Source organism: Amycolatopsis sulphurea, assembly GCF_002564045.1.
GTDB lineage: Bacteria > Actinomycetota > Actinomycetes > Mycobacteriales > Pseudonocardiaceae > Amycolatopsis > Amycolatopsis sulphurea.
This window is the reverse complement of the sequence record NZ_PDJK01000002.1, coordinates 3,463,726-3,489,102: the sequence shown is the minus strand read 5'-3', so window position 1 is coordinate 3,489,102 and position 25,377 is coordinate 3,463,726. Positions and strand designations below refer to the sequence as shown.

Annotated in this window: 24 protein-coding genes, 1 tRNA gene and 3 pseudogenes; 10 read left to right on the top strand and 18 right to left on the bottom strand. The window is 68.0% G+C overall.

The window, feature by feature from the left end:
- Position 1 precedes the first annotated feature (1 nt).
- The 3 genes and pseudogenes from ATK36_RS22120 to ATK36_RS22110 form a co-directional block, all read right to left on the bottom strand.
- Entirely contained in the window at positions 2–691 is a 690-nt protein-coding gene (locus ATK36_RS22120; RefSeq protein WP_098513259.1) for a TetR/AcrR family transcriptional regulator, read from the bottom strand.
- 494 nt (positions 692–1,185) lie between these two features.
- A pseudogene (locus ATK36_RS33725) lies at positions 1,186–1,374 on the bottom strand (adenylosuccinate synthetase); the annotation flags it as partial.
- Positions 1,331–2,056, bottom strand: coding sequence for a LysR family substrate-binding domain-containing protein (locus tag ATK36_RS22110; RefSeq protein ID WP_098513258.1), 726 nt, complete (start codon positions 2,054–2,056; stop codon positions 1,331–1,333). The gene ATK36_RS22110 and the pseudogene ATK36_RS33725, both read right to left, overlap by 44 nt.
- A 42-nt stretch (positions 2,057–2,098) precedes the next feature.
- On the opposite strand from ATK36_RS22110, the gene ATK36_RS22105 reads away from it, so the two are divergent.
- Together ATK36_RS22105 and ATK36_RS22100 are read left to right on the top strand one after the other, a co-directional pair.
- The gene (locus ATK36_RS22105; RefSeq protein WP_170069848.1) at positions 2,099–2,476 is read left to right on the top strand and encodes a DUF5997 family protein; all 378 of its coding nucleotides are present in this window, start codon (positions 2,099–2,101) and stop codon (positions 2,474–2,476) included.
- 101 nt (positions 2,477–2,577) lie between these two features.
- Entirely contained in the window at positions 2,578–3,408 is an 831-nt protein-coding gene (locus ATK36_RS22100; RefSeq protein ID WP_098513257.1) for an SAM-dependent methyltransferase, read from the top strand.
- 732 nt (positions 3,409–4,140) lie between these two features.
- On the opposite strand, the gene ATK36_RS22095 is transcribed toward ATK36_RS22100, so the two are convergent.
- Positions 4,141–5,586, bottom strand: coding sequence for an alpha/beta hydrolase (locus tag ATK36_RS22095; protein WP_098513256.1), 1,446 nt, complete (start codon positions 5,584–5,586; stop codon positions 4,141–4,143).
- A gap of 114 nt (positions 5,587–5,700) precedes the next feature.
- Positions 5,701–8,526 carry an AfsR/SARP family transcriptional regulator gene (locus ATK36_RS22090; RefSeq protein ID WP_170069847.1) on the bottom strand — a complete coding sequence of 942 codons (2,826 nt, stop codon included), beginning with the start codon at positions 8,524–8,526 and terminating at the stop codon, positions 5,701–5,703.
- 311 nt (positions 8,527–8,837) lie between these two features.
- Between ATK36_RS22090 and ATK36_RS34455 the strand changes: the two genes are divergently transcribed.
- Positions 8,838–9,014, top strand: a complete 177-nt coding sequence (locus ATK36_RS34455) for a glycoside hydrolase family 2 protein (RefSeq protein ID WP_342752046.1) — start codon at positions 8,838–8,840, stop codon at positions 9,012–9,014.
- A gap of 93 nt (positions 9,015–9,107) precedes the next feature.
- On the opposite strand, the gene ATK36_RS22085 is transcribed toward ATK36_RS34455, so the two are convergent.
- Entirely contained in the window at positions 9,108–9,722 is a 615-nt protein-coding gene (locus tag ATK36_RS22085; protein WP_098513254.1) for a MerR family transcriptional regulator, read from the bottom strand.
- Between the two features lie 78 nt (positions 9,723–9,800).
- On the opposite strand from ATK36_RS22085, the gene ATK36_RS22080 reads away from it, so the two are divergent.
- Complete coding sequence (locus ATK36_RS22080) at positions 9,801–10,274, top strand: DUF4188 domain-containing protein (RefSeq protein WP_098513253.1); 474 nt, start codon at positions 9,801–9,803, stop codon at positions 10,272–10,274.
- Between the two features lie 594 nt (positions 10,275–10,868).
- On the top strand, positions 10,869–11,234 hold the full coding sequence (locus ATK36_RS22075) for a hypothetical protein (RefSeq protein WP_098513252.1): 366 nt from the start codon (positions 10,869–10,871) through the stop codon (positions 11,232–11,234).
- 730 nt (positions 11,235–11,964) lie between these two features.
- Here the strand turns inward: ATK36_RS22075 and ATK36_RS22070 are convergent.
- Positions 11,965–12,312, bottom strand: coding sequence for a hypothetical protein (locus ATK36_RS22070; RefSeq protein WP_098513251.1), 348 nt, complete (start codon positions 12,310–12,312; stop codon positions 11,965–11,967).
- Between the two features lie 378 nt (positions 12,313–12,690).
- On the bottom strand, positions 12,691–13,029 hold the full coding sequence (locus ATK36_RS22065) for a hypothetical protein (protein WP_098513250.1): 339 nt from the start codon (positions 13,027–13,029) through the stop codon (positions 12,691–12,693).
- 632 nt (positions 13,030–13,661) lie between these two features.
- Here ATK36_RS22065 and ATK36_RS22060 point away from each other — a divergent pair.
- From ATK36_RS22060 to ATK36_RS32405, 3 genes and pseudogenes are all read left to right on the top strand, one after another.
- Entirely contained in the window at positions 13,662–13,895 is a 234-nt protein-coding gene (locus ATK36_RS22060) for a hypothetical protein (protein ID WP_098513249.1), read from the top strand.
- Positions 13,896–14,411: 516 nt separating this feature from the next.
- A pseudogene (locus ATK36_RS22055) lies at positions 14,412–14,579 on the top strand (helix-turn-helix domain-containing protein); the annotation flags it as partial.
- A 14-nt stretch (positions 14,580–14,593) separates the two neighbouring features.
- Positions 14,594–14,833 carry a hypothetical protein gene (locus ATK36_RS32405; protein ID WP_098513248.1) on the top strand — a complete coding sequence of 80 codons (240 nt, stop codon included), beginning with the start codon at positions 14,594–14,596 and terminating at the stop codon, positions 14,831–14,833.
- Between the two features lie 185 nt (positions 14,834–15,018).
- Here ATK36_RS32405 and ATK36_RS22045 read toward each other — a convergent pair.
- The 3 genes and pseudogenes from ATK36_RS22045 to ATK36_RS22040 all read right to left on the bottom strand — a co-directional run.
- Positions 15,019–15,606, bottom strand: a pseudogene (locus ATK36_RS22045) (fatty acid desaturase); the annotation flags it as partial.
- A gap of 229 nt (positions 15,607–15,835) precedes the next feature.
- The gene (locus ATK36_RS32400; RefSeq protein ID WP_170069846.1) at positions 15,836–15,994 is read right to left on the bottom strand and encodes a DUF6307 family protein; all 159 of its coding nucleotides are present in this window, start codon (positions 15,992–15,994) and stop codon (positions 15,836–15,838) included.
- A 97-nt stretch (positions 15,995–16,091) separates the two neighbouring features.
- Positions 16,092–17,243, bottom strand: a complete 1,152-nt coding sequence (locus ATK36_RS22040) for a N(5)-(carboxyethyl)ornithine synthase (protein ID WP_098513246.1) — start codon at positions 17,241–17,243, stop codon at positions 16,092–16,094.
- Between the two features lie 137 nt (positions 17,244–17,380).
- On the opposite strand from ATK36_RS22040, the gene ATK36_RS34770 reads away from it, so the two are divergent.
- Entirely contained in the window at positions 17,381–17,602 is a 222-nt protein-coding gene (locus ATK36_RS34770; RefSeq protein ID WP_423682653.1) for a DUF5994 family protein, read from the top strand.
- 26 nt (positions 17,603–17,628) lie between these two features.
- On the opposite strand, the gene ATK36_RS22030 is transcribed toward ATK36_RS34770, so the two are convergent.
- From ATK36_RS22030 to ATK36_RS22020, 3 genes are all read right to left on the bottom strand, one after another.
- Positions 17,629–17,702 (bottom strand) — tRNA-Leu (locus tag ATK36_RS22030).
- Positions 17,703–17,783: 81 nt separating this feature from the next.
- Complete coding sequence (locus tag ATK36_RS22025) at positions 17,784–19,112, bottom strand: NAD(P)/FAD-dependent oxidoreductase (RefSeq protein WP_098513244.1); 1,329 nt, start codon at positions 19,110–19,112, stop codon at positions 17,784–17,786.
- 84 nt (positions 19,113–19,196) lie between these two features.
- Positions 19,197–19,883, bottom strand: a complete 687-nt coding sequence (locus ATK36_RS22020; protein ID WP_098513243.1) for a uracil-DNA glycosylase — start codon at positions 19,881–19,883, stop codon at positions 19,197–19,199.
- A gap of 54 nt (positions 19,884–19,937) precedes the next feature.
- Between ATK36_RS22020 and ATK36_RS22015 the strand changes: the two genes are divergently transcribed.
- Complete coding sequence (locus ATK36_RS22015) at positions 19,938–21,431, top strand: S10 family peptidase (RefSeq protein WP_098513242.1); 1,494 nt, start codon at positions 19,938–19,940, stop codon at positions 21,429–21,431.
- A 63-nt stretch (positions 21,432–21,494) separates the two neighbouring features.
- On the opposite strand, the gene ATK36_RS22010 is transcribed toward ATK36_RS22015, so the two are convergent.
- From ATK36_RS22010 to ATK36_RS21995, 4 genes are read right to left on the bottom strand one after another with little or no spacing between them, the layout of a single operon-like run.
- Positions 21,495–22,493 carry an ABC transporter ATP-binding protein gene (locus ATK36_RS22010; RefSeq protein ID WP_098513241.1) on the bottom strand — a complete coding sequence of 333 codons (999 nt, stop codon included), beginning with the start codon at positions 22,491–22,493 and terminating at the stop codon, positions 21,495–21,497.
- Positions 22,486–23,487 (bottom strand): ABC transporter ATP-binding protein, encoded by a 1,002-nt coding sequence (locus ATK36_RS22005; protein ID WP_098513240.1) that lies wholly within the window; start codon positions 23,485–23,487, stop codon positions 22,486–22,488. Before ATK36_RS22005 ends, ATK36_RS22010 begins: the two co-directional genes overlap by 8 nt.
- 5 nt (positions 23,488–23,492) lie before the next feature.
- A complete protein-coding gene (locus tag ATK36_RS22000) occupies positions 23,493–24,446 on the bottom strand; it encodes an ABC transporter permease (RefSeq protein ID WP_098513239.1) in 954 nt (317 codons plus the stop codon).
- The gene (locus ATK36_RS21995; protein ID WP_098513238.1) at positions 24,439–25,365 is read right to left on the bottom strand and encodes an ABC transporter permease; all 927 of its coding nucleotides are present in this window, start codon (positions 25,363–25,365) and stop codon (positions 24,439–24,441) included. The genes ATK36_RS22000 and ATK36_RS21995 overlap by 8 nt, the downstream gene beginning before the upstream one ends.
- Positions 25,366–25,377 lie beyond the last annotated feature (12 nt).

The following is a 25,377-nucleotide window of genomic DNA, read 5'->3' as shown; positions in this document are numbered from 1 at the left end:
TTCAGCGCAGCCTGCGAAAGTCCGGATCGGACAGCGGCGAATCGGGATTCAGCACGATCCCGCCGGCCCGCAGAAGGTCGTCCAGCACCGCCCACACCGAGCGCGCGAGCAGCTCGCACAGTTCGCCGCGGCCGAGTTCCCGTGGTTCGTCGAGCCAGCGTGCGGTGCTCGCCTCGATGAATCCGACCAGCCCGTGCACCAGGGTCTCGCCGATCCGGCGGTCCGCGCCGAACACACCGAGGTAGTAGTCGAGCCGGATGGCCAGCTGCCCGGCGATCACGGTCTTCACGTCGGCGACCGCGTCGCCCGACCCGGTGCTCGAATGCCGCACGAGATACTGGTACAGCGCCCGGTGCCGGACGACCCACTCGATATGCGTGCCGATCGCGCTGCGCACCAGCTCGTGCGTGGTGCCCGCGGCCGTCGCCAGCGGCTCGAACTCGGCGGCGATCATCTCCGCGGCCCGCCGCGCGATGGCCTGCTGCAGGTCGGCCGCGTCGGTGAAATGCTTGTAGACGCGGGTGCGCGCGACCCCGGCCGCGTCGGCGATCTGCTCGGTGGACGCCTCCGGCCCGTACCGGGCGATCGCCCGCAGACCGGCGTCGACGAATTCCTGGCGCCGGCGTTCCCGCTGTCCTGCCCAGCGAGCCGCCCGCCCGTCGGGCGGGGGCGGAAAGCCTGACTCCGTCATCGGGGAGAGTGTATCGCCGGAACCCGGTCCGGACGGGTGATCACGCCGGCTACTCCGCGTACACCGGCTGGTCCTGGCTCCGTATCGCGGCCCCTCGGTGACCACCGGCCGTCCGGTGATCGCGGTCCTTCGGTCATTCCACGCGAGCACCTCACGCTCCGCACAGGGCACCAGCCGCCGCCCTCGCCCGCGCAGCGAGGAAGCCGTCGATTGTCCACAGTGGCCACTCCGCACTCCGCGAACAGTAAGGAACCCTTTCACAGCAAGCACAATCCGGACGGCACACGCACCGTCCCTGTCGTCGGCGAGAGGATCTCGCCACGCGCCGCGATCCGACAAGACATCCCGCCGATACCAACCCTGTCGATCCGGCCCCGGACTCAGCCGGCGGACCCAGCGACTCGATCTACCCGGCTCCCCGCCCCCGGACAAACCACGCCCCGCGGACAGGCCCCGGACTCCGCCGGCGGGCGGACACTGCGTCAACCCGGCTCCACCGCGTCGAACCAGCCGGTGCGCCGCGAGCGGCCGGTGGTCACGCCGACCTCGCCGCCCTGCTTGCGCAGGTACTCGTCGAGCAACTCGGTCGGGAACGGGCCGAAGCCGACGACCCACGGCCCGGGGACAACCCCCGGCCGTTCACCGACGACGGCGGGGCTTCCCCCGGCCCCCAGGCTTCGGCCCAGCGCCCTTGCCCGAAGTGGCACGACCACGCGGCGGCTTCCGCGCCCGCACCGGTTCCGTGCCTTTCGCCTTCGCCTCCTGCTGCCCGCGGGTGCTGTTCACCGTGCGGCCGCGGACGATGCCGATGAACTGCTCCACCAGCGCGCTCGTCGTACCCTCCGGCCAGGACAGTGCGACCTGCGACTGCGGGGCGTCAGTGAGTGTGCGGTAGGTCAGGTCACGGCGGTGGTGCAGCCGGGCCAGCGACTGCGGCACCACGAGCAGGCCGACCCCGGCGGCGATCAGTTCGATCGCGTCGCCGGTGGTGGCCGGGCGTTCCCGGGCGAGTATGCCGGGCGGGGCCGGCCAGCCGAGCGGGTCGTCGAGCGGGTGCAGCAGCACCTCACCGGCCAGGTCCGCGCCGGAGACCTCGTCCGCCGCGGTGATCAGGTGGTCCTTGGGCACCACGACCACTGTGGTCTCGGTGTAGAGCGGGATCGCGTGCAGGCCCTCGCGGTCGCCGGGCAGCCGCAGCAGGACCGCGTCGGCCCGGTCTTCGCGCACCGCGTCCGCGGCCTCGCCGGCGGGCACCGCGATCAGCTCCAGCGGCACGTCCGGTTCGCGCTCGCGCCAGATCCGCACCCACTTGGCCGGGGTCGTCCCCGGCACGTAGCCGAGCCGGAAGACCGGCGTTCCTGTCACCGGGCCAGGCTACCCGGACCGGGTCGGATTACCCTGGCAGGCATGACTTCGCAGAAGAGCACCCAGACGATGAAACCGGCCACCGCGGCCAAGAAGCTGGGCGTCTACCTGGAAGCCACCCCCGCCGAGTTCCGCGCGGGCGTGGTCTCCCGCGACGAACTGAACGCGCTGCAGGCCGATCCGCCGGAGTGGCTGCGCGAACTGCGGCGCAACGGGCCACACCCGCGCCCGGTGGTCGCGGCCAGGCTGGGCGTCTCGATCGGCGGCCTGACCCGGGGCGGGATCACCGAACCGCTCACCACCGAGCAGATCGAGACGCTCAAAACGGACGAGCCGGACTGGCTGCGCCGTGAACGCGAGACCCAGGCCGAGGTCCGCCGGGAAGCCGCGCGGCTGAAGGCGCAGCCCGCCGGAGAGTGAGCCCGGCGCCGTCGCCAGGACCGCGGTATCGTGCTGCGCGCAGACTGGATACGCTCCGGTGTGTCAGCCGCCACAGGAGCCCGGTCAGGGAGGCGCCGCGCATGTCGTTCAACGTCGATCCGAACACTCCGGTGGGAGTCGATCCGAGCCGTGCGAGCGTCGCGCGGATCTACGATTACGCACTCGGCGGGTCCACCAACTACGAGATCGACCGGAAGACCTTCAGTCAGCTCAACGAAGCGATGCCGGGCCTGTGGGACGCGGCGACCGAGAACCGCGCGTACCTGATCCGCGTGTGCCGGTTCCTGGCCACGCACGCGGGCATCACGCAGTATCTCGACTGCGGGTCCGGCCTGCCCACCTCGGAGAACGTGCACCAGGTCGTCCAGCGCCTGCAGCCGGACTCGAAGGTCGTCTATGTGGACAACGACCCGGTGGTCGCCGCGCACGGCCGCGCCCTGCTGCAGGACAACGACCGGACCCGGTTCGTCGCCGGCGACATCTTCGACCAGGCGAGCGTCCTGGAGAACGAGGTGGTCCAGACCCATCTGAACTGGACCAAACCGATCGCGCTGCTGTTCTTCCTCGCCCTGCACCACTATCAGGGCGACCGGCACCGACCGGCGGAGATCATGCGCGACTACGTCGACGCACTGCCCTCGGGCTCCTATGTGGCCATCTCGCACTTCTACGACGCGGGCCCGGAAGGAGACCCCGAGGCCCTGCGCGCGCTGCAGGAAGCCGTCGCCAACGGCGCCATGAACGGCGTCACCGCGCGCACCCGCGAGGAGATCCTGGAGATGGTGGACGGGCTCGACCTGATCGAGCCCGGTTTCGTGGAAGTGCGCAACTGGTGGTCCGACGGACCGCAGCTGACCGCGCCGTCCAACGCCCAGCGGATCATCGCCGGGCTCGTCGCACACAAGCCCTGACTCTCTCCGGAAGCCGGCGTACACGTACGCCGGCTTCCCGCCCAGCCGTACATACCGGACGGACGCGCGGACCGGGCTTCCGTCCGGCTTCAGCGAGTGCCTAGCCCGAAGCGCACCGTGCCGCCGGGCGTGGCATCCGTAAGGGCCGATTCTCTCCCGAAAATTGGCGTACGTGTACGCCACTCGACGACCACAGGCGCAGACACCGGGCCGAACACGGCTGACAGACCGGACGCCCACGGCCGGTCGCTCCCGTCCACCATCGAGCGCGCACAGCCAGCCGCGTCCCGCGCAGGTTCCCAACTCTCGTCCCGTGCAAGTCCCCACTCTCCCCGGAAAGTTGCCGTACGCGTACGCCAACTTCCACCCAGACACATGCACCAAGCAGAACCGCACAACCCCAACCCCAACCCCAGTCACACCCACCACAAACCCAGCCGATTCCACAAGGTGGCACTCGCCGCCCCAGGGTTCCGGCAAAGTTGGTCGGGGACCCGGCAGCGGGCGCTGCGGAGGTGTGTGCGACCACCTCGTGGCGTGCACCGGACCGGTTCGGGTCCGTGAAGGGGCCCTTCACGGACTCAGAGTCCGTGAAGGGCCCCTTCACAGCCCTCCGCACCTGCGCAAGGCCCTCCATACCGACTTTGCCGGCACCCTGCTCGCCGCCCCTCCGGCGAGCGCCACCCCGGCGGGCCGCCACCCCCGGCGAGCACACCCCGGAAACCCCTCTCGTCAGCGACTTTCCGCAGCGCAGAACCGGTCCTGCCCAATACGTTTCCCGGTCGCCAAATAATCATTGACCACCGCATTAGCGCACTGATTGGCCGCGAACGCGTACGCACCGTGCCCACCCTGGTCGACGGTCACCATCCGGGCCCGCTGGCCGAAGGCGCGACGCAAGTCACGAGCGCCGGACAACGGAGTCGCCGGATCCCGCAGGTTCTGCACCATCAGCACGTTCGACGGGCCGCGATCGCTGATCCGCACCTTCGGTTCCTTCGGCGGCGCCCAGTAAGCGCACGGCCCGATATTCGCCGCGCCCGCACCGATCATCGGGTATTCGCCCCGGCTGACCGCGACGTCGGCCTGATAGCTGCCCACCGACCGCGGCCAGCTCGAATCACCGCACATCACGTGCAACCGCGTGGCCAGCAGGTTCTCCGGATACTTCATCTGCCCCGGTACCGGCGCCACACCCCGGTCCAGGGATTGCCAGGCCTTGGCCAGCTGCGGGAACTGAGCATCCAGGTAAACATGCTCGAAGGTCAGCGTGCGGAAGATCGACCCGTCGATGCCGCCGATCGGCTTCCGGTCCAGGCGGGCGGCCAGTGCGAAGAACTTCGCGGTCACGTGCGCCGGCGTCGTGCCGAGCCCGAACTCCGGATGAGCCGCCGCGTACTTCGCGAAATCCGGGAACCGGTCCTGCATTCCGCGCGCGAACCCGTGCATCGCCTCGATGTCGTACCCACCCGAGCCGAGGTTGGAATCCAGCACGAACCGATCACTGCGCTGCGGGAACATCGTCGTGTAGACCGCACCCAAATACGTCCCGTACGAAACGCCCAGGTAGGAGATCTTCTCCTCGCCCAACGCCTTCCGGACCTGATCCAGATCACGCGCAGTATTCGCTGTCGTCACGTACGGCAGCATCCAGGCGGATTTCGACGACGCGCACTGTTTCGCTTCCTCCTTCGCGACCTTGGCCTGTTTCACCACGTCGGCCGGAGTGTTCGCATACGGCATATTGCTGAGTTCCAGCTGCGCCTTGGTCAGGTCACAGGTGACCGGAGAACTGTGCCCGACTCCGCGCGGATCGATCCCGATCACGTCGTAGGTGTCCCGCACGTTCTGTGGCAGAGTCCCGGGAAGCCCTGGCAGAACCAGCATTCCCGGCATCTCCAGGCCGGGACCACCGGGGCCGCCCGGATTCGTCAGGAGCACGCCGCGGCGTTTCTCCGGATTCGTACTCGCCAAGCGGGAAATCGTCAGGCCGATCTTCCGCCCTCCGGGATCCCGGTAATCCAGTGGCACTTGCACCGTCGCGCACTGTAACGTCGTCGACCTGAGATCCGCCGGGCACGCGCCCCACCGCAGCCCACCGGTCGCCGCCGCGTTCGGCGCCAGCAGGGTCGTGGCTGTCATCGCACCAAGAGCGGCGAACAACACTGTTCTACGCATCGAGTATCCTCTCCAGAACCGCACGTCGGACTTCCACTGCGGACCCTATGCGCGCAAGTGCCATCCGGGCGTCAGCAGCAAGGATGAGCCGGATTCGACCACGGTATAATCCGATCAGCCGAGTTCGGCGAGCAAAGCCCGCATTTCACTCTCTTCGCGGTAGTGCACTCCGCGATATCCGGACTCACCGATGATCTGCAGCGCGGAAACGAGCAATCGGCGGGCGGCGTCAAGCCGTTCGGCCTGATGCAGTGCACAGGCAAGCGCGTGGCTGCCGGAGATCTCGCCCCATCGGTCGCCGAGGGCTCGCCACAGTTCGAGTGCGGCTTCGAGGTGACGCACCGCGTCTTCGACCCGCCCGGCGTGCAGGCAGGACTGACCGACCTGACGCAACGCGTGTGCCAGCATGTGCTCGGCGCCGGTGCCCCGCACCAGCTCCACCGACGACAGTCCCAGCTCGATTGCCTCGTCGTGCCGGCCAAGGCGGGACAGCACCGCACCGAGGCCCTCCGCCACTGACGACTCGACGAACCTGCTGCCGTGCGCCTTGGCGAGCAAGAGCGCGTTTTCCAGCAGTGGCAACGCGTCCAGCTCCCAGCCGATCATCAGATACGCGACGGCGAGGTTGGCCGCGACGGCAGCGTCCCCCCGGTCCAGCGCGCTCAGAATGCGCACAGCACGGCGATGCGCCGCCACCGCCTCCTCGGCGCGGCCGAGGAAATGGCACAGCACTCCGTAGTCGTTGCACAGCCGCCCTTCGGCGAGCCGATCCTCGACCCGTCGTGCGGCGCTCAGCCCGGCTCCGATGACCCGCTGCCATTCCGCCCAGCGGCTCAGGCAGTGACACAGCGCGCCGAGCGCGGTGGCCAGCCGCGCGGTAAGCCCGTCGAATCCGCGCGCCGCCGCCAGTTCCAGCACGTCGACCACCCCGGACAGTGAACGGCCCGCCCAGCCGATCGCCTCCGCGTAGTCCCGCAGCACCAGCCGTGGCTGATCCCGATCGGCCGGGCCGGGATCGATCGGCCCCAGCCCGGGTGCCACCAGTTCGCGCGCGGCGACGGTGGCGTGCAGATACCAGCGCACCAGCCGGGCGGTGGCCTGCTCGATCGCTTCCGCCGATTCGTCCTGCTCGGCGCATTCGGCGGCGTAAATCCGGAGCAGGTCGTGGAAACGATACCGGTCACGCGCCACCTGCTCCATCAGGTGCCAGCGCATCAGGCTGTCGAGCCGGCGCCGCGCCGTGGTCACCGCGACACCGAGCAGGGCGGCCGCATCCGCGATGCTCAGCTCGGCCGCCGGATGCAGGCCCAGCAACCGGAACGCGCGAGCGTCCTCCGGCTTCAACGTATGGTAGGACCAGGAGAACACCGTACGCACCACCGAGGATTCATCATCCGCAGTGGACAGTGCATCCAACCGTTCCGGGACCACCCGCAGCTCGGCCACCAGATCGGCCAGCCGGTAGTACTCGTCGCCGAGGATCCGTTCCGCGGCGATCCGCAGCGCGAGCGGCAGATGTCCACAATGGACGGCCAGCTCGGCGGCCAGCTCGAACTCGGCGTCCACCAGCTCGGCGCCGAGCACGCACCGCAGCAGCTCCCGCGATTCTGCGGGCCGCAACACGTCAAGGCTGAGCCGGGTGGCCCCGTTGCGGGCGACCAGCCCGGAGAGCCGGTTGCGGCTGGTGACCAGTGCGAGGCAGCCCGCCGAACCGGGCAGCAGCGGCCGAACCTGTTCCGCGCTCACGGCGTTGTCCAGCACCACCAGCACCCGTCGGCCGGCCACCAGCGAGCGGTACAGCGCGGCCTGCGCCGCCACGTCACCGGTGATCAGCTCCGCGTCGGCACCGAGGCTCTGCAGCAGCTGGGCGAGCGCGGCCTCCGCGGTGATCGGCGGATGCCGCGGATCGAACCCGCGCAGGTCCAGGAAGAGCTGTCCGTCCGGAAAGGACTCCGCGACCTGGTGCGCCACGTGCACCGCGAGCGCGGTCTTGCCGACCCCGGCCGAACCGTCGATCGCCGAGATCACCACCGGACCGCCGGCCACCCCGAAGGACGCGGCCTGGCACCTCTGCTGCAGCCGCCGCACTTCGTCCTCCCGGCCGACGAATTCCGCGATCCGGTGCGGCAGCTGGGCCGGCACCACCCTGGTCGGCCCCAGCCGGCCCACCGGCGAACCCGATTCGCCGGTGAGCACCTGCTCGTGCGCCCGGCGCAGCGCCGGCCCCGGCTCGACGCCCAGCTCCTCCACGAGCTGCCGCCGGATCCGTTGGTAGACCTGCAAGGCCTCGGCCTGCCGCCCGGTACGGGACAACGCCAGCACGAACAACTCGTGCAGCCGCTCGTGCAGCGGATTCTCCGCGACCAGCGCGGTCAGTGCGGTGGCCGCACTGCTCGCCGCGCCGGTTTCGAGCAACGCGGCACACCGCAACTCCTCGACGTCCAGTTTCAGCAGCGCCAGCCGGGAACGCTCCACCTCGACGAACGGACCGGTCGCCCCACCCAGCGGTGTCCCGCCCCATTCACGGAGCGCGGCGTCGCACTGCGCCCGGGTGCCCACGAAGTCCTCTGCCGCCCAGCGAAGCCGGGCTTCTTCCGTCATCGCCTCGAAGCGGCTCGCGTCGATCGCGTCGGCGGGCAGCCGCAGGGAATACCCGGCCCGCGTCCCGGTCAGCACCCGTGGCGCGGAGCCGCGCGTCCGGTCGGGCTCGACTGCCTTACGGAGAGCGGAAACGTAGGTGTAGACGATGCCCTCGGCCGTTTTGGGCGGCGTCTCACCCCACAGGCCGTCGACGAGTTCGTCGAGCCGGACGGTGGTCCCTGCCCGCAGCGCGAGCATCGTGAACAGCGAGCACCGGCCGGCCGGGCCCAGATCGATTTCGGTGTCGCCACGACGTACCCGCACGGTGCCCAGCAGCTCGACAGTCACTCCTGGGGTCACGACAACGGGTTTACCAGACCTGCGGAAAATCCGTCCCCCGCTCGCCGGGCAACCCGGGTCAACCAGGCAAGCACGGCGCGCGATCGTCCCGCTGAACGGCGGCGATACCGTGCGAGTATCACTCCGGGCGCCCATCCGAATGCGCTGGCGAAGGTGTTTTCACACCCCCGGACCGTACGTGAATACGATCCATCTAGGCACTGATCTCGATGAATGGACCGGGTATGCCGTAACGGCTCTGTTCGACGCGGGTAACGAATTGCGGCAGGGCAACGAGTTCCGCGCGGCCCAGTCCCGTCGTCGACGGCGGATTGACACTGCGCTCATCCGGCTACAGTTACGGCGTACGCATCTCCCACCCGGAACCAGCCATGCGACTCGACGACAACTGCTTCGACCTACGCGACGGCGAAACACGACTGATCCGGGTGACCGGCATCGATCCGGCGAGGCTCACCGTGCCACACCGCACCAGGATGCCCGCCTGAACTACTCACCTTTCACTGGATCGCTTCGCCGAGCTGATCCGCGCAACAGTCCACTCAGGAGCGAGCCGCCCGTTCCCCTTACCTGCCACAGGCTCAGCGCGACCCATCCGGATCGAATCGCCGATAAGCCGCGTCCTGCTGGGCAACGCGCCGGAGCGCGAGCAGCACCGGCTCCACCAGGACCGTCCCGAGCACCGAATACCGGATGGCCGCTTCGGCCGACTCGGTCGGGATGTGCGCGATCTCGGTCTCGGCGATCACGGCCGCCGCGTCCAGGTAAGCGGTGAAGTTCTCCTCCGGGATCTCGTACCCCGCTTCCGCGAGCGCCGCGAGCGCCGCCGCGAGTTGGGCGACCTCGGCACTCTCGGGATCAAACCTCCACCCTGCGCGCGCGAGGACCGCCTCCGCCGGACCGAGATCGTCCACCGCTGCGCCGACGCTGGCGGCATGCTGCGCCTGAGCGAGCCGGGCGAGCGTGTCGGCCTCGGGCGCGTCGATCGCGTCGAGCACCCGGCGCACCTGGGCGATGCTCAACCGCGCCGGTCCCAGCAGCGCACGGATGAGACGGAGGCGTTCGACGTGCGCGTCGTCGTACCGCGCCTGCGTGGCGGACATCAGCCGCCCGGCGGGCAGGAGCTCTTCGCGCAGGTAGTACTTGATCGTCGCGACCGCGACCCCGGTCCTCGCCGAGAGCTCGGACATCCGCATACCGGCACCCCTTGACATTGGATAGCGCCACTCGCCAATATTGGAGAGCAGCACTATCCACCCTAGCAAGGGGCAGCCATGAAACCGATCCCCACCCGGATGACCCACGACTACGACGGCGAGCTCGTCGTCTTCCTCATCGGTATGCGCATCACCAAGTGGACCCGCCCGGACCTGTGGTGGCCGACCCTGCTCGCGATGCCGCCGATGCTCCGCGAACTCGCCGGCGATCCCGAGTCGGGCATGATCGGCTACCGCGTGTTCGGATTTCCCCGCAACCCCACGGTCATTCAGTACTGGACCAGCCTCGACAAGCTGTACGCCTACGCTTCCGATCCCACCGCGAAACACCGTCCGAACTGGAGCGAGTACAACCGCCGGACCCGCGCCGCGAAGGGTGTCATCGGCATCTGGCACGAGACCCACGCGGTCGCCCGAACCGAGTCGATCTACGTCGACATTCCCCCCACCGGACTCGCCGCGGCAACCGGCACCAAGCCCGTGACCAGCCACACCGACCGAGCCCGCCAACGTTTCGAGACGGACGGGTGACACCGTTTCCCCACGACGCGTGCCGGTCGGCGCCCCTCATTGGGGAATTGCCCGTTCTCGAATACGCCGCAACCAGTCCGAAACGACAACCATGACGCGATCGGCGATTCCCCGCACCTGGGCGGCGTGAGCCGCGGCCCCATTGCCGGCTTCGACGGAAACACCAATCCCATCCCCATTACCACAAGACCCGAGCAAGATCCGATCCGGCCTGCACTGCAGGCGACTTCACTGCCGTGACACACATCCGTGCACCTCACCGCAGTCATACCGTCATCTGCGACCGCCGGGCCTGACACACCGGGATCAACCCGGCAGATTGCACCACCACCGTTTCGGGACGTTGCGGCATACTGCCGATCAGCAGAACGCGAAAGGCACACAGCCACTCCGCCGACCACCGGATGCGTGCGCCGGAGGAAATCGCGATATCACCGGTCCGGGTAAGAAAACCTCGGTCAGAGAACTGCGACCCGACACCATCGTGGCAAAGAGTGGAAGAGTGGCACCGCTCGCCCGTAGATTGCCTGGCACGTGCGATGTGGCGGAAGCCTGCGCCGACAAATCACCTTTTGATCTCCATAGGAGTAGCCCATGCTGAAGAAGATCGGTCTCGTCACCGCCACGATGGCGGCTGGTGCCTTCATGTTCGGTGGCGTCGCCGCCGCCGGCACCTCGGGTACCGCCCACCACGACGGGCACGGCGACCACCACCACGGCAGTGACCAGAACGGCCTGGTGAACATCAACAACATCGACGTGGCGCACAACGTCAACCTGACGCTGGGCCTGTGCGACAATGACGTCAACGTGCTCGGCGTCCAGGTCCCGGTCCGTAACGCACTCAACGGCCTCGGTTTGCCGATCCTCTCGCCGGGCAAGAACACCGCCACCGGCTCGAACCCGTACAACTGCGCTTCGGGCAACCTGCTCGACGGTGGCACCAGCCAGCACAACTGAGCTTTTCACCCGGCGCGTACCGAGATGAGGTCCGGCTGAGGTGAGCAGCCCGGCGATTCGGATGCGAATCGCACGGCGCCTGGACCGGAACCGCGGTCCCGACATACCGGTTCCGGTCCAGGCCTTTCCGCCGAGGAGTTCTTCACCACCACATCGGGCAGGGTGACCAACGCTCGCTTGACTGCGGCCGTGGCGTGCACAGCGCACACCACGGCCGTTTTCCTGTCCAGAGGACCGGAACCCTCCTGTTCGGACTGTCACGGCGGGGACAACCAACGGGGGCACTGCCGGCCGAGACTCCGTGCCAGGCAACCGGGAACAGGCCACACGACCCGACCTGCCCGGTTCCCGCCGCGGGACCACACCGGGCGACTGCCCGATCCGCCCACGCCGTCGGCCTGGCAGCTTGATCACGGGCCGCGGACGGAATGCCACACTCGGCAAGAGGACTACATAAAAGGATTCCCGCGGCGGGGCATCAGCCACCGGTCGCGGGAACCAGAGATGTTGGTTAAGGTGTCGAGCACACCGGGTGGGACCGGCATGGACCTGGGCAAGGCAGCCGATCCCACCCGCCGACGTCACACGGCGTCCGGTACGCCCGGAGCACGGATCAGGAGTGTGCAGCTCTATCCGTGCCCCGGGGTACCTCGAGGCGCTCGATGCGAATCGTCGGACTCCATGCCTCGGCTTGCGTTCGCGAGAACCGCGGGCAGCCTCGGCAGGAGAATCAGTTGCCCTGGGAGGTGCCACCGTCGATGACGGTGCCCGCAGCGCAGTTGTACGGGGACTTGCCGGACGCCTCGTTCTCACCCGGCGACAGGATCGGCACACCGATGCCGTTGAGCGCGTTACGGATCGGGACCTGGACGCCGAGCACGTTGACGTCGTTGCCGCACAGGCCGAGGGTCGCGTTCACGTTGTGCAGAACGTCGGTGTTGTTCAGGTTGACCAGGCCGTTCTGGTCGCTACCGTGGTGGTGGCCGTGGCCGCCCGGCGTGGTGGCAGCAGCGATGCCACCGAACATGAAGGCGCCAGCCGCCATCGTGGCAGTGACAAGGCCGATCTTCTTCAGCATTCGAACTCCTCTGGGCTTCGATGATCGAGTTCGACAATCATCGATTCTTTCGACAACCATCGATTCTGACGATTGGTTCTACGCATCCGGCATTGCAGGTGTGATATCCGAACCGCGTGATGCGAACCTAGCGGACACGCGACGTCGCTTCCAGCCGCCTGCCACTATCGTGTCGGCAACCGATCCGCTGACCGGACCATAAGATCACTTTCGGGTCATTTCCGAGCTATTGTATGGCGGACAACAAAATTCACTCTTGCAGGTCAACAGGTCCGTTTCGGGGCTCGATGTCACCGCCCGGACCAGCGGAAACCTTGTCCGGGCAAAAAAAATCTGCGTCGCCGCATTCGGCGCCGCAGAAATTTTCGGGTACACCCGCTACTCCGGCCATGCCTCCGCCTCCGCCGCGAGCGCGGTGGCGACATCCAGTTCGTTCGAACGCACTCGCGAGGCCAGCGATCCCGGTTGCGGCCGGAGCAGCAGCCATCCGGCGACGTCCCGATCGGCGTATCGCGGCGATTCGCCGTCACCGGCCCCGCAATAGGCGAAGTATTGCCGGGCGGCCCAGGTTTCCGGCACCCAGCCGCGCGCCCACCTCAGCACGATGCGCGCCAAGTCGTTCTGCGTATCGGCCGGGTGGATGAGCCGATCGCCGGTAATGGCCACCAGGCGCGAGGTGTAGGGCGCGCCCGGAGCGTCAACGAGGTTGCTGTTCATTTCGCTCCTGATTCCGCCGAGCCGCACATGCGGTAGTTTCCGTCTGCACACGGGGTTTTCAAGCGCTACCGGGAACCGCCCACCAGTGGTGGACGCTCCCCGAGGTCGTGTCCTTCCACGACTGCCGACTGAACGGCCACTCATCGTACAGATTCGCCGGAAGCGCCGAAACGCAACCCGCCGCAAGAGGACATAATCACCACGTTTCCGCACCGCACAGCGTCGCCCACAGCGTGCAGCCACCCGGCCACCGCCGCGCAGTCACAACCGCCGACATTGCCGGACACACCGGACGAGCCGGCGCGGCGGCGACAGGAAAGGGCGCACGGGCCAGGACGCGACGCTCCGGCGAGCGATTTGCCCCCTATTTCTTCGACCGTTACGGAATGCGCGGGTAGCTGCGGTCGTCGCGAGTGGCCACACGAACCCGACAACAAGAACAGGGGGCGCCGCGGCCGACACCTAGCGCAGGCGGCGGCAGACGATCTGCCCTCACGGGACTCTTCATCACCTAACGAGTTATCTGCCGCGTTGCCGGTCGACCTGTACCATGAGAGGCATGAGTGCGAGGCAGGATTGACGACCGTGCGCCGATCGGGACTTCTCGTCGGCGTCGGGTCAGTGCTGCTGGCGTGCGCGCGCCGAAGAGGATCGAGCCGGAGTCGATTACCGCCACGGTCAGCGTCGACGTAACCGCCGCGCAGGTGGCTCGGCTGGGCTTGCGTAGGTCGGCCGCGCCCCCGGCCGAGGAGACGACCGCGCCCGAGAAGCCGTATTCGCTGCCGTCATTTCTGGGGATGTTCGAGCTTCCCGCGGACGCGTCAGAGCGCGTGAAGGACGTCGTGCGCGGACGCGCCGACGCGTGAGCGCTCCGGCTTCGGTGGAGTTGTCGTAGGTCGTGGCACGCCCCATTGTTGTGGACACTGGCCCGTTGATCGCGATGGTCAATGCCAAGGATGATCATCTGACCGCAGCCGGGCGACGCCGAGCCTGAGGCGCCGACGTGACGTACTCTCGCTCCAACGTGTAGAAGGGACCGTCACCATCGTTCGCAGTGCCGTCCTTCCTATGCCGCGAATATCGTCGGCGGAGAGCGGTGCCGGTGTTGGAGGTCGCGGATGGCATGCCTCACACGCCCCTGCCGCACCGAAAACCGTGGCTGGAACGGTTGTCGCCTATTTCTGTACGGAGACAAGCTTGCCCCACGATGCTTGGAGGCCGTCGGCTATCCTGAGCCCTTTCATCCTGGTATGGATGTGTTGGTAGGTAAGGGTTGTAGCTCGCGATCTGGCTGATCGTCGGCGTGTCGCTGCCGTGGACGTGGCGAAGCCGTTGGTAGGACAGCAATCGACCAAGATCCAGATCCTACGCAAGGGCTTCGTATGTTGTTCTACCGTGCCGCGCTGCCGTTGTCACGTCAGACCCTGACCTTCGTGTCGAACCTTGTCCGCGCCCACCGCCGGGAGCTGGGTTCGGTATGGCGCAAGCTCAACCCGGGCCAGCAGGCCCTGCTGGTGCTGGTGTACCTGCGCAAGGGTGAACCGTTCAGCCGCGGCTGGAGTCATTGCCTGGCGGACAGGCCGTCACCGAGGCGTGGAGGCAGCGCCACCGCGCCCTCACCGCCTACCGCGGGTACGCGGTACACGACGAGAACGTCGAGGAACAGCTGGTGCTGCGGATGCTGCTGCACGGTCACCACCTGCGCGCGGTGAGCGTGGACCCCGGCACAGAAAAGGTCACCGACCGACTCGCCCGCGCCGTCGCCCAGCGTCGCCTCGCCCTTCTTCGCCAGGACCAGGCATGACCACGCGGGAACCAGAAGTGGTCTCCGACCGGTTGGCTGCCCAGCTGGCGTACCCGGTCATCGACCCGGACGACCACAGCGGCCGGGAACAGTCACTGTCTGAGGGCGCGGCTGGGATCGCGCTGTTGCACGTCGAACGCGCTCTCGCCGGAGCCGGGCCCTGGGCCACCGCCCACACGTGGGTCGCCGCAGAGCCCAGCGGGCACGAGCACCGTGGCGGCGACCCACAGCGGGAAAAGCCGATCGACCATGCGGATGTCGGCATCGGCGGCCAGGTCCGGCGCGAACCGGGCGATGTTGGTCTTGTCGCGGCCGAACAGCCAGCCCAGATGCGCGTGCCAGAATCCTCGCGCCAGTGCGAACGGTGATGTGCCGTAGAGCCAGGGTGAGTGCGGGTCGCCTTCGCAGTCGGAGAAGGCGTGGTGCCGGCGGTGGTCGGCCACCCAGCTGATCACCGGGCCCTGCGCGGCCAGGCCCCCGGCGACCGCGAGTGCGATCCGGAGTGGGCGGTTGGCGGTGAACGCACCGTGGGTGAAGTAGCGGTGGTAGCCGATCGTGATCCCGAGCGTCGTCACTACATAGAAGCCGGTCGCGAGGCCGACGTCGAGCCAGCTCAGTCCCCATCCCCACACGAGGACGACGATCGCGACCAGCGCGAGGAACGGGGCGATGAGGAAGATCCGGATAGTGATCAGTTCGGTGAGGGAATGCTGTCCGGACAGCAACGGTTTCGGCCCAGCCGGGTGCCGAGAGGGTGTCCTGGTCGTCGTCATGGTGATCGATTCGCGATGCGAGTGACCATGACGACCGCGTCGGGCGAGCGCAGTGGGCTTCACGAGCCTGCTCCCGGCGATGCCGGCTGGCTCTCGCTACACAGAATGCGAGGCGCGAGTCCCGGACGCGGACGTTCTGGTCACTGACTGTCGGTCGTCGTAAGAGCAGAGTCTGGGCACTCCGGCGCTGCCACCTTCGATCCAGCGCTCCGCAGGCGCGGTGAACCGGTCAGCGCGTTTTCTCCGGCACGGTGTCGAGGACATGCACCAGGTGCACGGCGAGGTCGAATGCGGCTTTGTCGTCGAGTGTGGTCCGGCTCTGCACGGCATCCTGGGCGAGTTTTACTCGTCGTTCGTAGCGGGAAATGTACGGGGTTTCACGTGTCATAGCCGGACCTTTGCTACGCGTCGAGGACGACGCGGGCTTGAACGCTCACGTACGAGATGCTCTCGACACCGTCCACGGTACTCGCCCGGCGGAACCATCAGCGGTGGGGATGCGGGTAATCGGGTGCACGGTGCTGGAACGACAAAATCGCGGGATTTCGGACGGTCCCGTCACGGATTTCGATGGCTCGCCCGACGGTGTCGTGACTGTCCCAAGCGGAGGGGCCGGTGAGTACCGGCCGAAGGTGCGGGAGCAAGGCTTCGCTGATTTCCCACGTCGCCGAGTTCCACAGGTGGGACGGGCTGTGGTCCACGGCGTAGTAGGTGATGTTGCGGCCGACCACGAACGTGGGCCGGGTGAACGTCGTGGGCCGAGCCCAGCTGAAGCCCATGCCTTCGTCGCAGGAGACATCCACGATGAGGCTGCCGGGCGCGAACGCGGCGAGGTCGTCCTCGATGAGGAACGTCAGGGGCTCACCGGTGTCCTGTAGCACGCAGTTGACGACGATGTCGTGCTCGGCGAGGAATCCGGCCAGCGGTACCCGGCCTTTGCCGGTGAGCGCGTGGCTGCGGCGGGGGTCGCCCGGGTTGCTCGGGTCGTGGTCGAAATGCACCATCGTCGCGGAATGAATCGGCGAGCCGACCGCGCTGAGGCCGCGAGCGGTGAGGACATCGACGTCGTGGATCCCGTGGGCGTTCAGGGCGGTCACCGCGCCCCGCGCGGTCGCCCCGAAGCCGATCACGACCGCGCGCAGCCGGCGGCCGTAGTCCCCGGTCGAACCGATCAGCTCCAAGGCGTGCAGCACCGAGCAGTAGCCGGCCAGCTCGTTGTTCTTGTGGAAGACGTGCAAGCTGAACGAGCCGTCACGCCGCCAGTGGTTCATCGCCTCGAAGGCGATCACGGTCAGCCGCCGGTCGATGGCCAGCTGGGTGAGCTTGTCGTCCTGGACGCAGTGCGGCCAGCCCCACAGCACCTGACCGGCCCGCAGGTCCGCGAGATCCTGCGGGAGCGGTTTGGCCAGCAGAATGACGTCGCATTCCGCGATGAGCTGCTCACGCGACCGCATCCCGGCGACGGATCCGGCCAGCTGCTCGTCGGGGATGCCGAACTGCTCGCCGTAGCCGGATTCGAGGTAGATGCTCGCCCGGAGGTCGGCGTCGATCCGCTCGAGATGCCGCGGATGGATCGGCAACCGGCGCTCATTCTCTTTCCGCGACCGTGCGATGACGCCGAGACTGAGCTGGTGCACGAAGGCCCCTTCGTTAGCTGCATACGGGTGTAGTGTCGGAGGTGTCCGAGAGCATCTCGTGCGTGGGTGGTCAAGCCCGCGTCGTCCTCGGCTCCGCAGGTCGGCCGGTGTCAGCGGCCGAGGACGGGAGTACCGGCATGCAGTCGGGCCCGCACACAGTCGTCGCCACCCTACCGGCCATGACGGCCACCGAGCCGCCCCGGCACGCACCGCGTCTGCGGTTGAAGCCGGAGGCGCCCACCACAGGGTACGTCGACGGCGCGTGGTGGCCGAGGTCGGTATCTGCCTGCCCATCCGGGCCGGCCAATGCGGAGCGGGCGCAAACACAACAACGAGAACAAGGAGGGTGCCATGGCTAGCACCTCTCCCGTTCCCATCCTTGGAGTGCCCCCGGCGGGGTTCGAACCCGCGCTGAATCGATTTTAAGTCGACTGCCTCTGCCAATTGGGCTACGGGGGCGCGAGCACCACCTTAGCGGCCCGCACCACACGCGAAAGCCGGGCCGCCCGTCGCGGGCGGCCCGGCTTTCGCGGAGGCGGGTCAGCTCTTGGTGACCCGGTCGAATTCTTCCTTCGGGTTGTTGATCTGGCCCAGCGAGATCACCTCGCGGCGGAACAGGCCGCCGAGCATCCAGTCGAACAGGATGCGGATCTTGCGGTTCCAGGTCGGCATCGCCTTGAGGTGGTAGGCGCGGTGGAACAGCCAGGCCGGGAAGCCCTTGATCTTCAGGTTCAGCGCGTCGGCCACGCCCTTGTGCAGGCCGAGGCTGGCGACCGCGCCGAGGTTCTTGTGGTAATAGTCCTTCGGCTTGCCGCCGCGGATCACCTTGATGATGTTCTTCGCCAGCAGGGTCGCCTGGCGGACCGCGTGCTGGGCGTTCGGCGGACAGGTGGCCGTGGGGTCGGCCTCGGTGCGCGACAGGTCCGGGATGGCTGCGTTGTCGCCCGCGGTCCACACGTCCGGCTGGCCGACGACCTGCATCGCCGCGGTGGCCTCGAGCCGGCCGCGCTTGTCCAGCGGCAGATCCGAACCGGCCAGCACCGGGTTGGCCTTCACCCCGGCGGTCCAGATGATCGTCTCGGTGTCGAACTCGGTGCCGTCCGAGAGCACCACGTGACCGTTCTCGAACGACTTCGCGGCGGTCGAGAGGTACACCTCGATACCGCGCTTCTCCAGCTGCTGCACGGTGTACACGCCGAGCGTCTCGCGCACCTCGGGCAGGATCCGCCCGGCGGCCTCGACCAGCACCCAGCGGATGTCCTCGGGCTGGATGTTCGGGTAGTAGTTCTCCACCGCGAACCGGGTCATGTCCTCGAGCTCGGCCAGCGCCTCGATCCCGGCGAACCCGCCGCCGACCACGGTGAAGGTGAGCAGCCGCTTGCGCACCTCGGGGTCGAGCGTGCTGGCCGCCTCGTCGAGCTTGGTCATGATGTGGTTGCGCAGATAGATGGCTTCGCCGATGGTCTTGAAGGCGATGCCCTGCTCGGCAAGGCCGGGGATCGGCAAGATCCGTGCGACGGCGCCGAGCGCGACCACGAGCACATCGTAGTTCAGCGTCTCGATGTGCCCGTCGGCGGCTTCGACGGTGACCGCCTTGCGCTCGTTCTCGATCTTGGTGACGCGCGCGGTGAGCACGTGGCAGCGCTTCAGCACGCGCCGCAGCGGCACGACCACGTGCCGCGGCTCGATCGCGCCGGCCGCTGCCTCGGGCAGGAAGGGGGCATAGGTCATGTGCGGCTGCGGGTCAACGACGGTCACGGAGGCCTCGTTGGCACGCAGCATCTTCTGAAGCCCGTACGCCGTGTACAGGCCGACGTATCCACCACCGAGGATGAGAATCCGAGTCGGTTCCGACTTCGCAGCAGCCATGAGCTCATGGTCGCACTTCTCCAGCGGTGTCGCTCGGGTACCCCACCTCGCTGTGACCAGCGTCGCCACCCGCGCGGTACCGATTCAGACGAGCCCGGCCGCGGTAGCCGCGGCGGTGATCACGGTTCCCACCATCGAGTGGGTCAGCCTGCCTGTCTGGACATTGCGCGGGGAGACGTGATAACACCCGAAAAGTCGCAGGTCAGCCAGCTGAACCTGCACTCCGTGCCCGAATCGCGGACGGGGCGAGGGCACCGGCAGCCCGGCTTCGGCGAGCACCGGCAGCAGCGCCTGCCAGCCGAACGCGCCGAGCACGACCACCGCCCGCAGCGTCGGGCGCAGCAGAGCCAGCTCGTCGGCGAGCCAGTGCCGGCAGGTGTCGCGCTCGGCGGGCGTGGGCCGGTTGTCCGGCGGAGCGCAGCGAACCGGTGAGACGAGCCGGGTGCCGCGCAGCACGAGCCCGTCGCCGCGGCCACGTGACTGCGGCTGCGAGGCGAGCCCGGTTTCGTACAGCACGCGGAACAGGAGATCGCCGGAGGGATCACCGGTGAACATCCGCCCGGTGCGGTTGGCGCCGTGCGCGGAGGGTGCCAACCCGACCACGGCTAGTGCCGCGTCTTCCGCGCCGAACCCGGGTACCGGACGTGCCCAGTACTCCTCGCCGGCAAAGGCAGGCCGTGGCTTCTGCGCGACCTGTTCCCGCCAGGCCATCAGCCGTGGGCACGCGCAGCAGTCCACCACCGCGGCGTCCAGCTCGGCGAGCGCGCTCATCGGCCCCCTTTTCGAAGGTGTCCGGCCCACGGTAACGCGGGATAGGTTGGTGCCATGCCCGACACCACCGCCGCGGCCGAGACCGCCGAGCAGACCAAGGACGAGGAGACCAAGGCTCCCGAGCCCGTCGACGACCTCGTGACGACGCAGCACACGCTCACCGTCAAGCGGCGCAAGCTCGCCTACACCGCGCAGACCGGCCGGATCGTGCTCCGCCAGGAGTCCAAGAAGGACGGCAAGTCCGAGGGACACCAGGCCAGGGCCGAGGTCTTCCTTACCGCCTACACCCTCGACGACGCGGATCCCGGCACCCGCCCGGTGACCTTCGCGTTCAACGGCGGCCCCGGCTCGTCCAGCATCTGGCTGCATCTGGGCGTGCTCGGCCCGCGCCGGGTGCTCTCCGGCGATGTCGACGACCCCGCGCCGCCGCCCTACGGCCTGGCCGACAATCCGGAAACCCTGCTGCAGCACAGTGACCTGGTGTTCATCGACCCGGTCAGCACCGGCTACTCGCGGGTGACCGAAGGCCGCGAGCCCCAGGAGTTCTCCGGGTTCCAGAGCGACGTCGAGTCGATCGCGGAGATCATCCGGCTGTGGGTGTCCCGGAACGAACGCTGGCTGTCGCCCAAATTCCTGGCCGGCGAGTCCTACGGCACGCTGCGCGCGGCCGCGCTCGCCGGGCACCTGCAGGAGCGCTACGGGCTCTACCTCAACGGGCTGCTGCTCATTTCGTCCGTATTGGACATGGGCACGCTGCGCTTCCACGAGGGCAACGATCTGCCTTACTCGCTGTTCGTGCCCACGTACGCGGCGATCGCGCACTATCACGGCAGGCACGGCGATCGTCCGCTCGACGATGTGCTCGCCGACGCCGAGGACTTCGCCGCGAAGGACCTGCCGTGGGCGCTTTCCCGCGGCGCGCGTCTGTCCACTGAGGATCGTGCCGAGGCGGTGGCCACGCTCGCGTCGCTGACCGGGCTCACCGAATCCTATGTGGACCGGGTGAACCTGCGGATCGAGCACGTGCGGTTCTTCACCGAGCTGCTGCGCGACGAGGCCCGCACGGTGGGCCGGATGGACGGCCGATTTACCACCTGGGAGCCCGACGGCGGGCGCGAGCACATGAGCGAGGACCCGTCCGTCTCGCGGATCATCGGCGCCTACGCGGCCGGGTTCAACCACTACGTGCGCGCCGAACTCGGCTACGAGAACGACCTGCCGTACGAGATTCTGTCCAGCGAGGTTTTCCAGGCCTGGTCGTACAAAGAGTTCGAGGGCCGGTCGGTGTCCGCGACGGGCACGCTCAGCGCGGCGATGCGCGCGAACCCGTTCCTGAAGGTCCACGTGGCCTTCGGGCACTACGACGGCGCCACCCCGTACTACGCGTCCGAGCACGTGCTGGCCCAGCTGCAGATCCCCGATGAGCTGCGGGACAACATCGAAACCGCCTACTACCCGGCGGGACACATGATGTACGTCCACGAACCCTCGCGCGTGCAGCAGGCCAAGGACCTCGGGAAGTTCATCAAGTCCGCCTCGAACCGCTGAAAGCTGTGAAGGGTCCCTTCACGGACTCTGAGTCCGTGAAGGGACCCTTCACAGCCGGTCGGCTCACGGTACGACGGAGCGCGTCTCGGCGAAGTGACAGGCCGAAAGGTGCCCGTCGGTCCGGCCGGTCAGCTCCGGTACCTCGGTCGCGCAGCTGTCCGCGGCCTTCCAGCAGCGCGTGCGGAACCGGCAGCCGGACGGCGGGTCCAGCGGGCTCGGCACGTCGCCCTCCAGCCGGATGATCTGCCGCTGCCCGCGCACCGCCGGATCGGCCACCGGCACCGCGGAAAGCAGCGCCTGGGTGTAGGGGTGCGAAGGACGTTCGTAGATCTCCTCCTCGGTGCCGAGCTCCACGATCTTGCCGAGGTACATCACCGCGACCCGGTTCGACAGGTGCCGCACCACCCCCAGGTCGTGCGCGATGAACACATAGGACAGTCCGAACTCGCTCTGCAGCTCGCCGAGCAGGTTCATCACCTGCGCCTGGATCGAAACGTCCAATGCGGACACCGGCTCGTCGCAGATGATCACCTTGGGCCGCAGCGCCAGCGCCCGCGCGATGCCGATGCGCTGCCGCTGCCCGCCGGAGAACTGGTGCGGATACCGGTTGGCGTGCTCGGGGTTGAGCCCGACCACCTCCAGCAGCTCCTGCACCTTCCCCACCCGCGAACCCTTCGGCGCGATGTCGGAGTGGATCTCGAACGGCTCCCCGACGATGTCGCCGACGGTCATCCGCGGGTTGAGCGAGGTGTAGGGATCCTGCAGCACGATCTGGATCTCCCGCCGCAGCCGGCGAAGATCCCCGCCCCGCACCTGGAACAGGTCCCGGCCCTCGAAGGTCGCGGTGCCGCCGGTCGGCTCCTCCAGGCGCATCAGCACCTGCGCGAGCGTCGATTTGCCGCAACCGGATTCACCGACCACGCCGAGGGTTTCGCCCGGCAGCAGATCGAAGGAGACCCCGTCGACCGCCTTCACTTGCCCGATCGTGCGCTTGAACAGGACCCCCTGGCGCACCGGGAAATGCTTGGTCAGCTCACGCACGCTGAGAATCGGCTCAACCACGGCTCTCCACCACCTCTTCGGCGAAGTGACACGCACTGACCCGGCCGGACCCGAGCCCATGCGAGGACGGCCGCTCGTCCCGGCAGCGCTGCTCGGCCCGTTTGCACCGGGGGTGGAACGGGCAGCCGGGCGGAATGTCCAGCAGGCTCGGCGGCAGCCCCTTGATCGTCTCCAGCGTCTGTCCTTTGAGGTCGAGCCGAGGCAGGGAATCCATCAGTGCCGCGGTGTAGGGATGGCCCGGCGAGCGGTACAGCTCGTGCGCGCCGGCCTGTTCCACGATCCGTCCGGCGTACATCACCGCGATCCGGTCCGCCACCTCGGCGACCACGCCGAGGTCGTGCGTGATCAGGATCAGGCCCATCCGGCGTTCCCGCTGGATCTCCGAGAGCAGATCCATGATCTGGGCCTGCACCGTGACGTCCAGCGCGGTAGTCGGCTCGTCCGCGATCAGCAGGTCCGGATCCAGCGCGAGGGACATGGCGATCATCGCGCGCTGCCGCATCCCGCCGGAGAACTGGTGCGGATAGTCCTTGATCCGGCGGGAGGCGGCCGGGATACGCACCAGCTCCAGCAGCTCGATCGCCCGTCTACGAGCGTCCTTTCTGGACATTCCCTGCCGGATCCGCAGCTGTTCCTCGATCTGGAACCCGACGGTGAACACCGGGTTCAGCGCGGAGAGTGCGTCCTGGAAGATCATCGCGATCTCCGCACCCCGCAGCTCGCGCCGCCGCTGCGGGGTCGCGGTGAGCAGATCCTCGCCGCGGTACCGGATCTCGCCGCCGGTGATGACGCCCGGCGGACTGTCCAGAATGCCCATCACGGTCTGCGCGGTCACGCTCTTGCCGGAGCCGGATTCGCCGAGCACCGCCAGCGTTTCCCCGGCGCGCACCGCATAGCCCACGCCGTTGAGCACCTTGGCCACGCCGTCGGAGGTGCGGAACTCCACGTGCAGATCCTCGACTTCGAGCAGCAGCTCGTCATCCACTGTGGACATGCGGCCTACCTCGACTTCGGATCGAGCGCGTCACGGACCCCGTCACCGAGCAGCACGAAGGCGAGCACGGTGACGGTGACGAACGCACCGGGGAACAGGAGCATGTGGGGGTCGGCCCGGAAGTAGTCGCGGGCGTCGCTGATCATGACGCCCCACGAGACCACCGGCGGCCGCATGCCGATACCGAGGTAGGCCAGCGTCGCCTCGGCACCGATGTTGGCGCCGAGCGCGATCGTGGCGTACACCAGCACCGGCGCCAGGGTGTTCGGCAGCAGGTGCCGGAACACGATCCGCGGGGTGCCCGCGCCGAGCGCCCGCGCCGCCTTGACGTAGTCGAGCTGTTTGGCCACCAGCGTCGCCGAGCGCATGATCCGCATCGCGACCGGCCAGGACAGCACCGCGATCGAGAGCACCACCTGCACGACGATGGTGACCTGCCCCGGGGTCGACCCGGGCGCGTTGAACGTGGTGAGGATGACGATCGCGCCCAGCACGAACGGCAGTCCCGCGAAGATATCGCCGAACCGGGAGAGCAGGCTGTCCACGAACCGGCCGTAGTAGCCCGCGACGATGCCCATGAACGATCCGAAAAGGACGGTCAGGACGGTGGCGAAGATCCCGACCAGCAACGAGGCCCGCGCCCCGTGGATGGTGCGGGCGTAGACGTCGTAGCCCTGGTTGTCGTAGCCGAACCAGGCATCCGCGGACGGGCCTTCGTTCGCATGCGTGAGATCGGCGTACCCGGCCTCCCGATGCGAGAACAGCCCGGGCGCGATCGCGATCAGCACCACCAGCAGGATGATCACCGCGGAGACGATGAAGGCCGGCTTGCGGCGCAGCTGACGCCAGGCGTCGGCCCACAGGCTGCGTGGCTTCTTCGGCCCGGCCGCGGAATCGTCGATACGCGACAGCTCCGCCGCGTCGACGCCCCCGCCACCGACGAGATTGGGGTCAGTCATAACGGATCCTCGGGTCGAGAACGGCGTAAAGCAGGTCCACGAGCAGGCTCATCACCAGGTACACCAGCACCAGCAGCACGACGACACCGACCACGGTGGCGCTCTCCCGGTTCTGGATCCCGCGGAAGATGAGCCCGCCGAGGCCGTTGATGTTGAACACGCCCTCGGTCACGATCGCGCCGCCCATCAGCGCGCCCAGGTCGGTACCGAGGAAGGTGAGCACCGGGATCACCGAGTTGCGCAGCAGATGGATGCCGATCACCCGGCCCGCCGGCTGTCCCTTGGCGATCGCCGTGCGAATGTAGTCGGCGTGCCGGTTCTCCGCGATCGAGGTTCTGGTCAGCCGCGCGACGTAGGCCATGGACAGGCTGCCGAGCGCGATGCCCGGCACGATCAGCTCACCGAACGACGGATCGTCGGAGACGCTCACGTCGATGATGCCCAGCTCCGTGCCCAGCACCAGCTGCAGCACGATCGCGGTCACGAACACCGGCAGGGAGATCAGGAAAGTGGTCGAGACCAGGACCAGGTTATCCAGGAAACCCTTGCCGCGCAAGCCGGTCAGCACCCCGGCGGCGAGCCCGATGACAGCCTCGATGAGCACCGCGATCAACGCCAGCCGCAGGGTGATCGGATAGGAGTTGGCGATCAGCTCGCCGACCGAGGTGCCGTTGAAGGTCTCGCCCCAGTCGCCGGTGAACAGGCTGCCGAGGTACTTGAAGTACTGGACGATCAGGTTGTCGTCCAGGTGAAACTTGCCGGTCATCAGGTCGATGTAGGACTGCGGGCAGGCCTGCTGGCCGCATTTGCCGGCGAACGGATCCCCGGGCACGGCCCACACCAGCGCGTAGATCAGGAAAGTGGTGCCGAAGAACACCGGGATCAGCTGGAGCAGGCGGCGCAGAACGTAGCGGATCATGCGTGGTTCCTA

Bases quoted from the DNA above. Each gene is read 5' to 3' on its own strand.
- ATK36_RS22065 (WP_098513250.1), bottom strand. From the start codon at position 13,029: ATGAACAGCAACCTCGTTGACGCTCCGGGCGCGCCCTACACCTCGCGC.
- ATK36_RS22020 (WP_098513243.1), bottom strand. From the start codon at position 19,883: ATGAGCGCGCTCGCCGAGCTGGACGCCGCGGTGGTGGACTGCTGCGCG.
- ATK36_RS22120 (WP_098513259.1), bottom strand. From the start codon at position 691: ATGACGGAGTCAGGCTTTCCGCCCCCGCCCGACGGGCGGGCGGCTCGC.
- ATK36_RS22085 (WP_098513254.1), bottom strand. From the start codon at position 9,722: ATGCGGATGTCCGAGCTCTCGGCGAGGACCGGGGTCGCGGTCGCGACG.
- ATK36_RS22105 (WP_170069848.1), top strand. From the start codon at position 2,099: ATGACTTCGCAGAAGAGCACCCAGACGATGAAACCGGCCACCGCGGCC.
- ATK36_RS22015 (WP_098513242.1), top strand. From the start codon at position 19,938: ATGCCCGACACCACCGCCGCGGCCGAGACCGCCGAGCAGACCAAGGAC.
- ATK36_RS22000 (WP_098513239.1), bottom strand. From the start codon at position 24,446: ATGACTGACCCCAATCTCGTCGGTGGCGGGGGCGTCGACGCGGCGGAG.
- ATK36_RS22070 (WP_098513251.1), bottom strand. From the start codon at position 12,312: ATGCTGAAGAAGATCGGCCTTGTCACTGCCACGATGGCGGCTGGCGCC.
- ATK36_RS22080 (WP_098513253.1), top strand. From the start codon at position 9,801: ATGAAACCGATCCCCACCCGGATGACCCACGACTACGACGGCGAGCTC.
- ATK36_RS22095 (WP_098513256.1), bottom strand. From the start codon at position 5,586: ATGCGTAGAACAGTGTTGTTCGCCGCTCTTGGTGCGATGACAGCCACG.
- ATK36_RS21995 (WP_098513238.1), bottom strand. From the start codon at position 25,365: ATGATCCGCTACGTTCTGCGCCGCCTGCTCCAGCTGATCCCGGTGTTC.
- ATK36_RS22075 (WP_098513252.1), top strand. From the start codon at position 10,869: ATGCTGAAGAAGATCGGTCTCGTCACCGCCACGATGGCGGCTGGTGCC.
- ATK36_RS22100 (WP_098513257.1), top strand. From the start codon at position 2,578: ATGTCGTTCAACGTCGATCCGAACACTCCGGTGGGAGTCGATCCGAGC.
- ATK36_RS22005 (WP_098513240.1), bottom strand. From the start codon at position 23,487: ATGTCCACAGTGGATGACGAGCTGCTGCTCGAAGTCGAGGATCTGCAC.
- ATK36_RS22025 (WP_098513244.1), bottom strand. From the start codon at position 19,112: ATGGCTGCTGCGAAGTCGGAACCGACTCGGATTCTCATCCTCGGTGGT.
- ATK36_RS34770 (WP_423682653.1), top strand. From the start codon at position 17,381: ATGCAGTCGGGCCCGCACACAGTCGTCGCCACCCTACCGGCCATGACG.
- ATK36_RS32400 (WP_170069846.1), bottom strand. From the start codon at position 15,994: ATGACACGTGAAACCCCGTACATTTCCCGCTACGAACGACGAGTAAAA.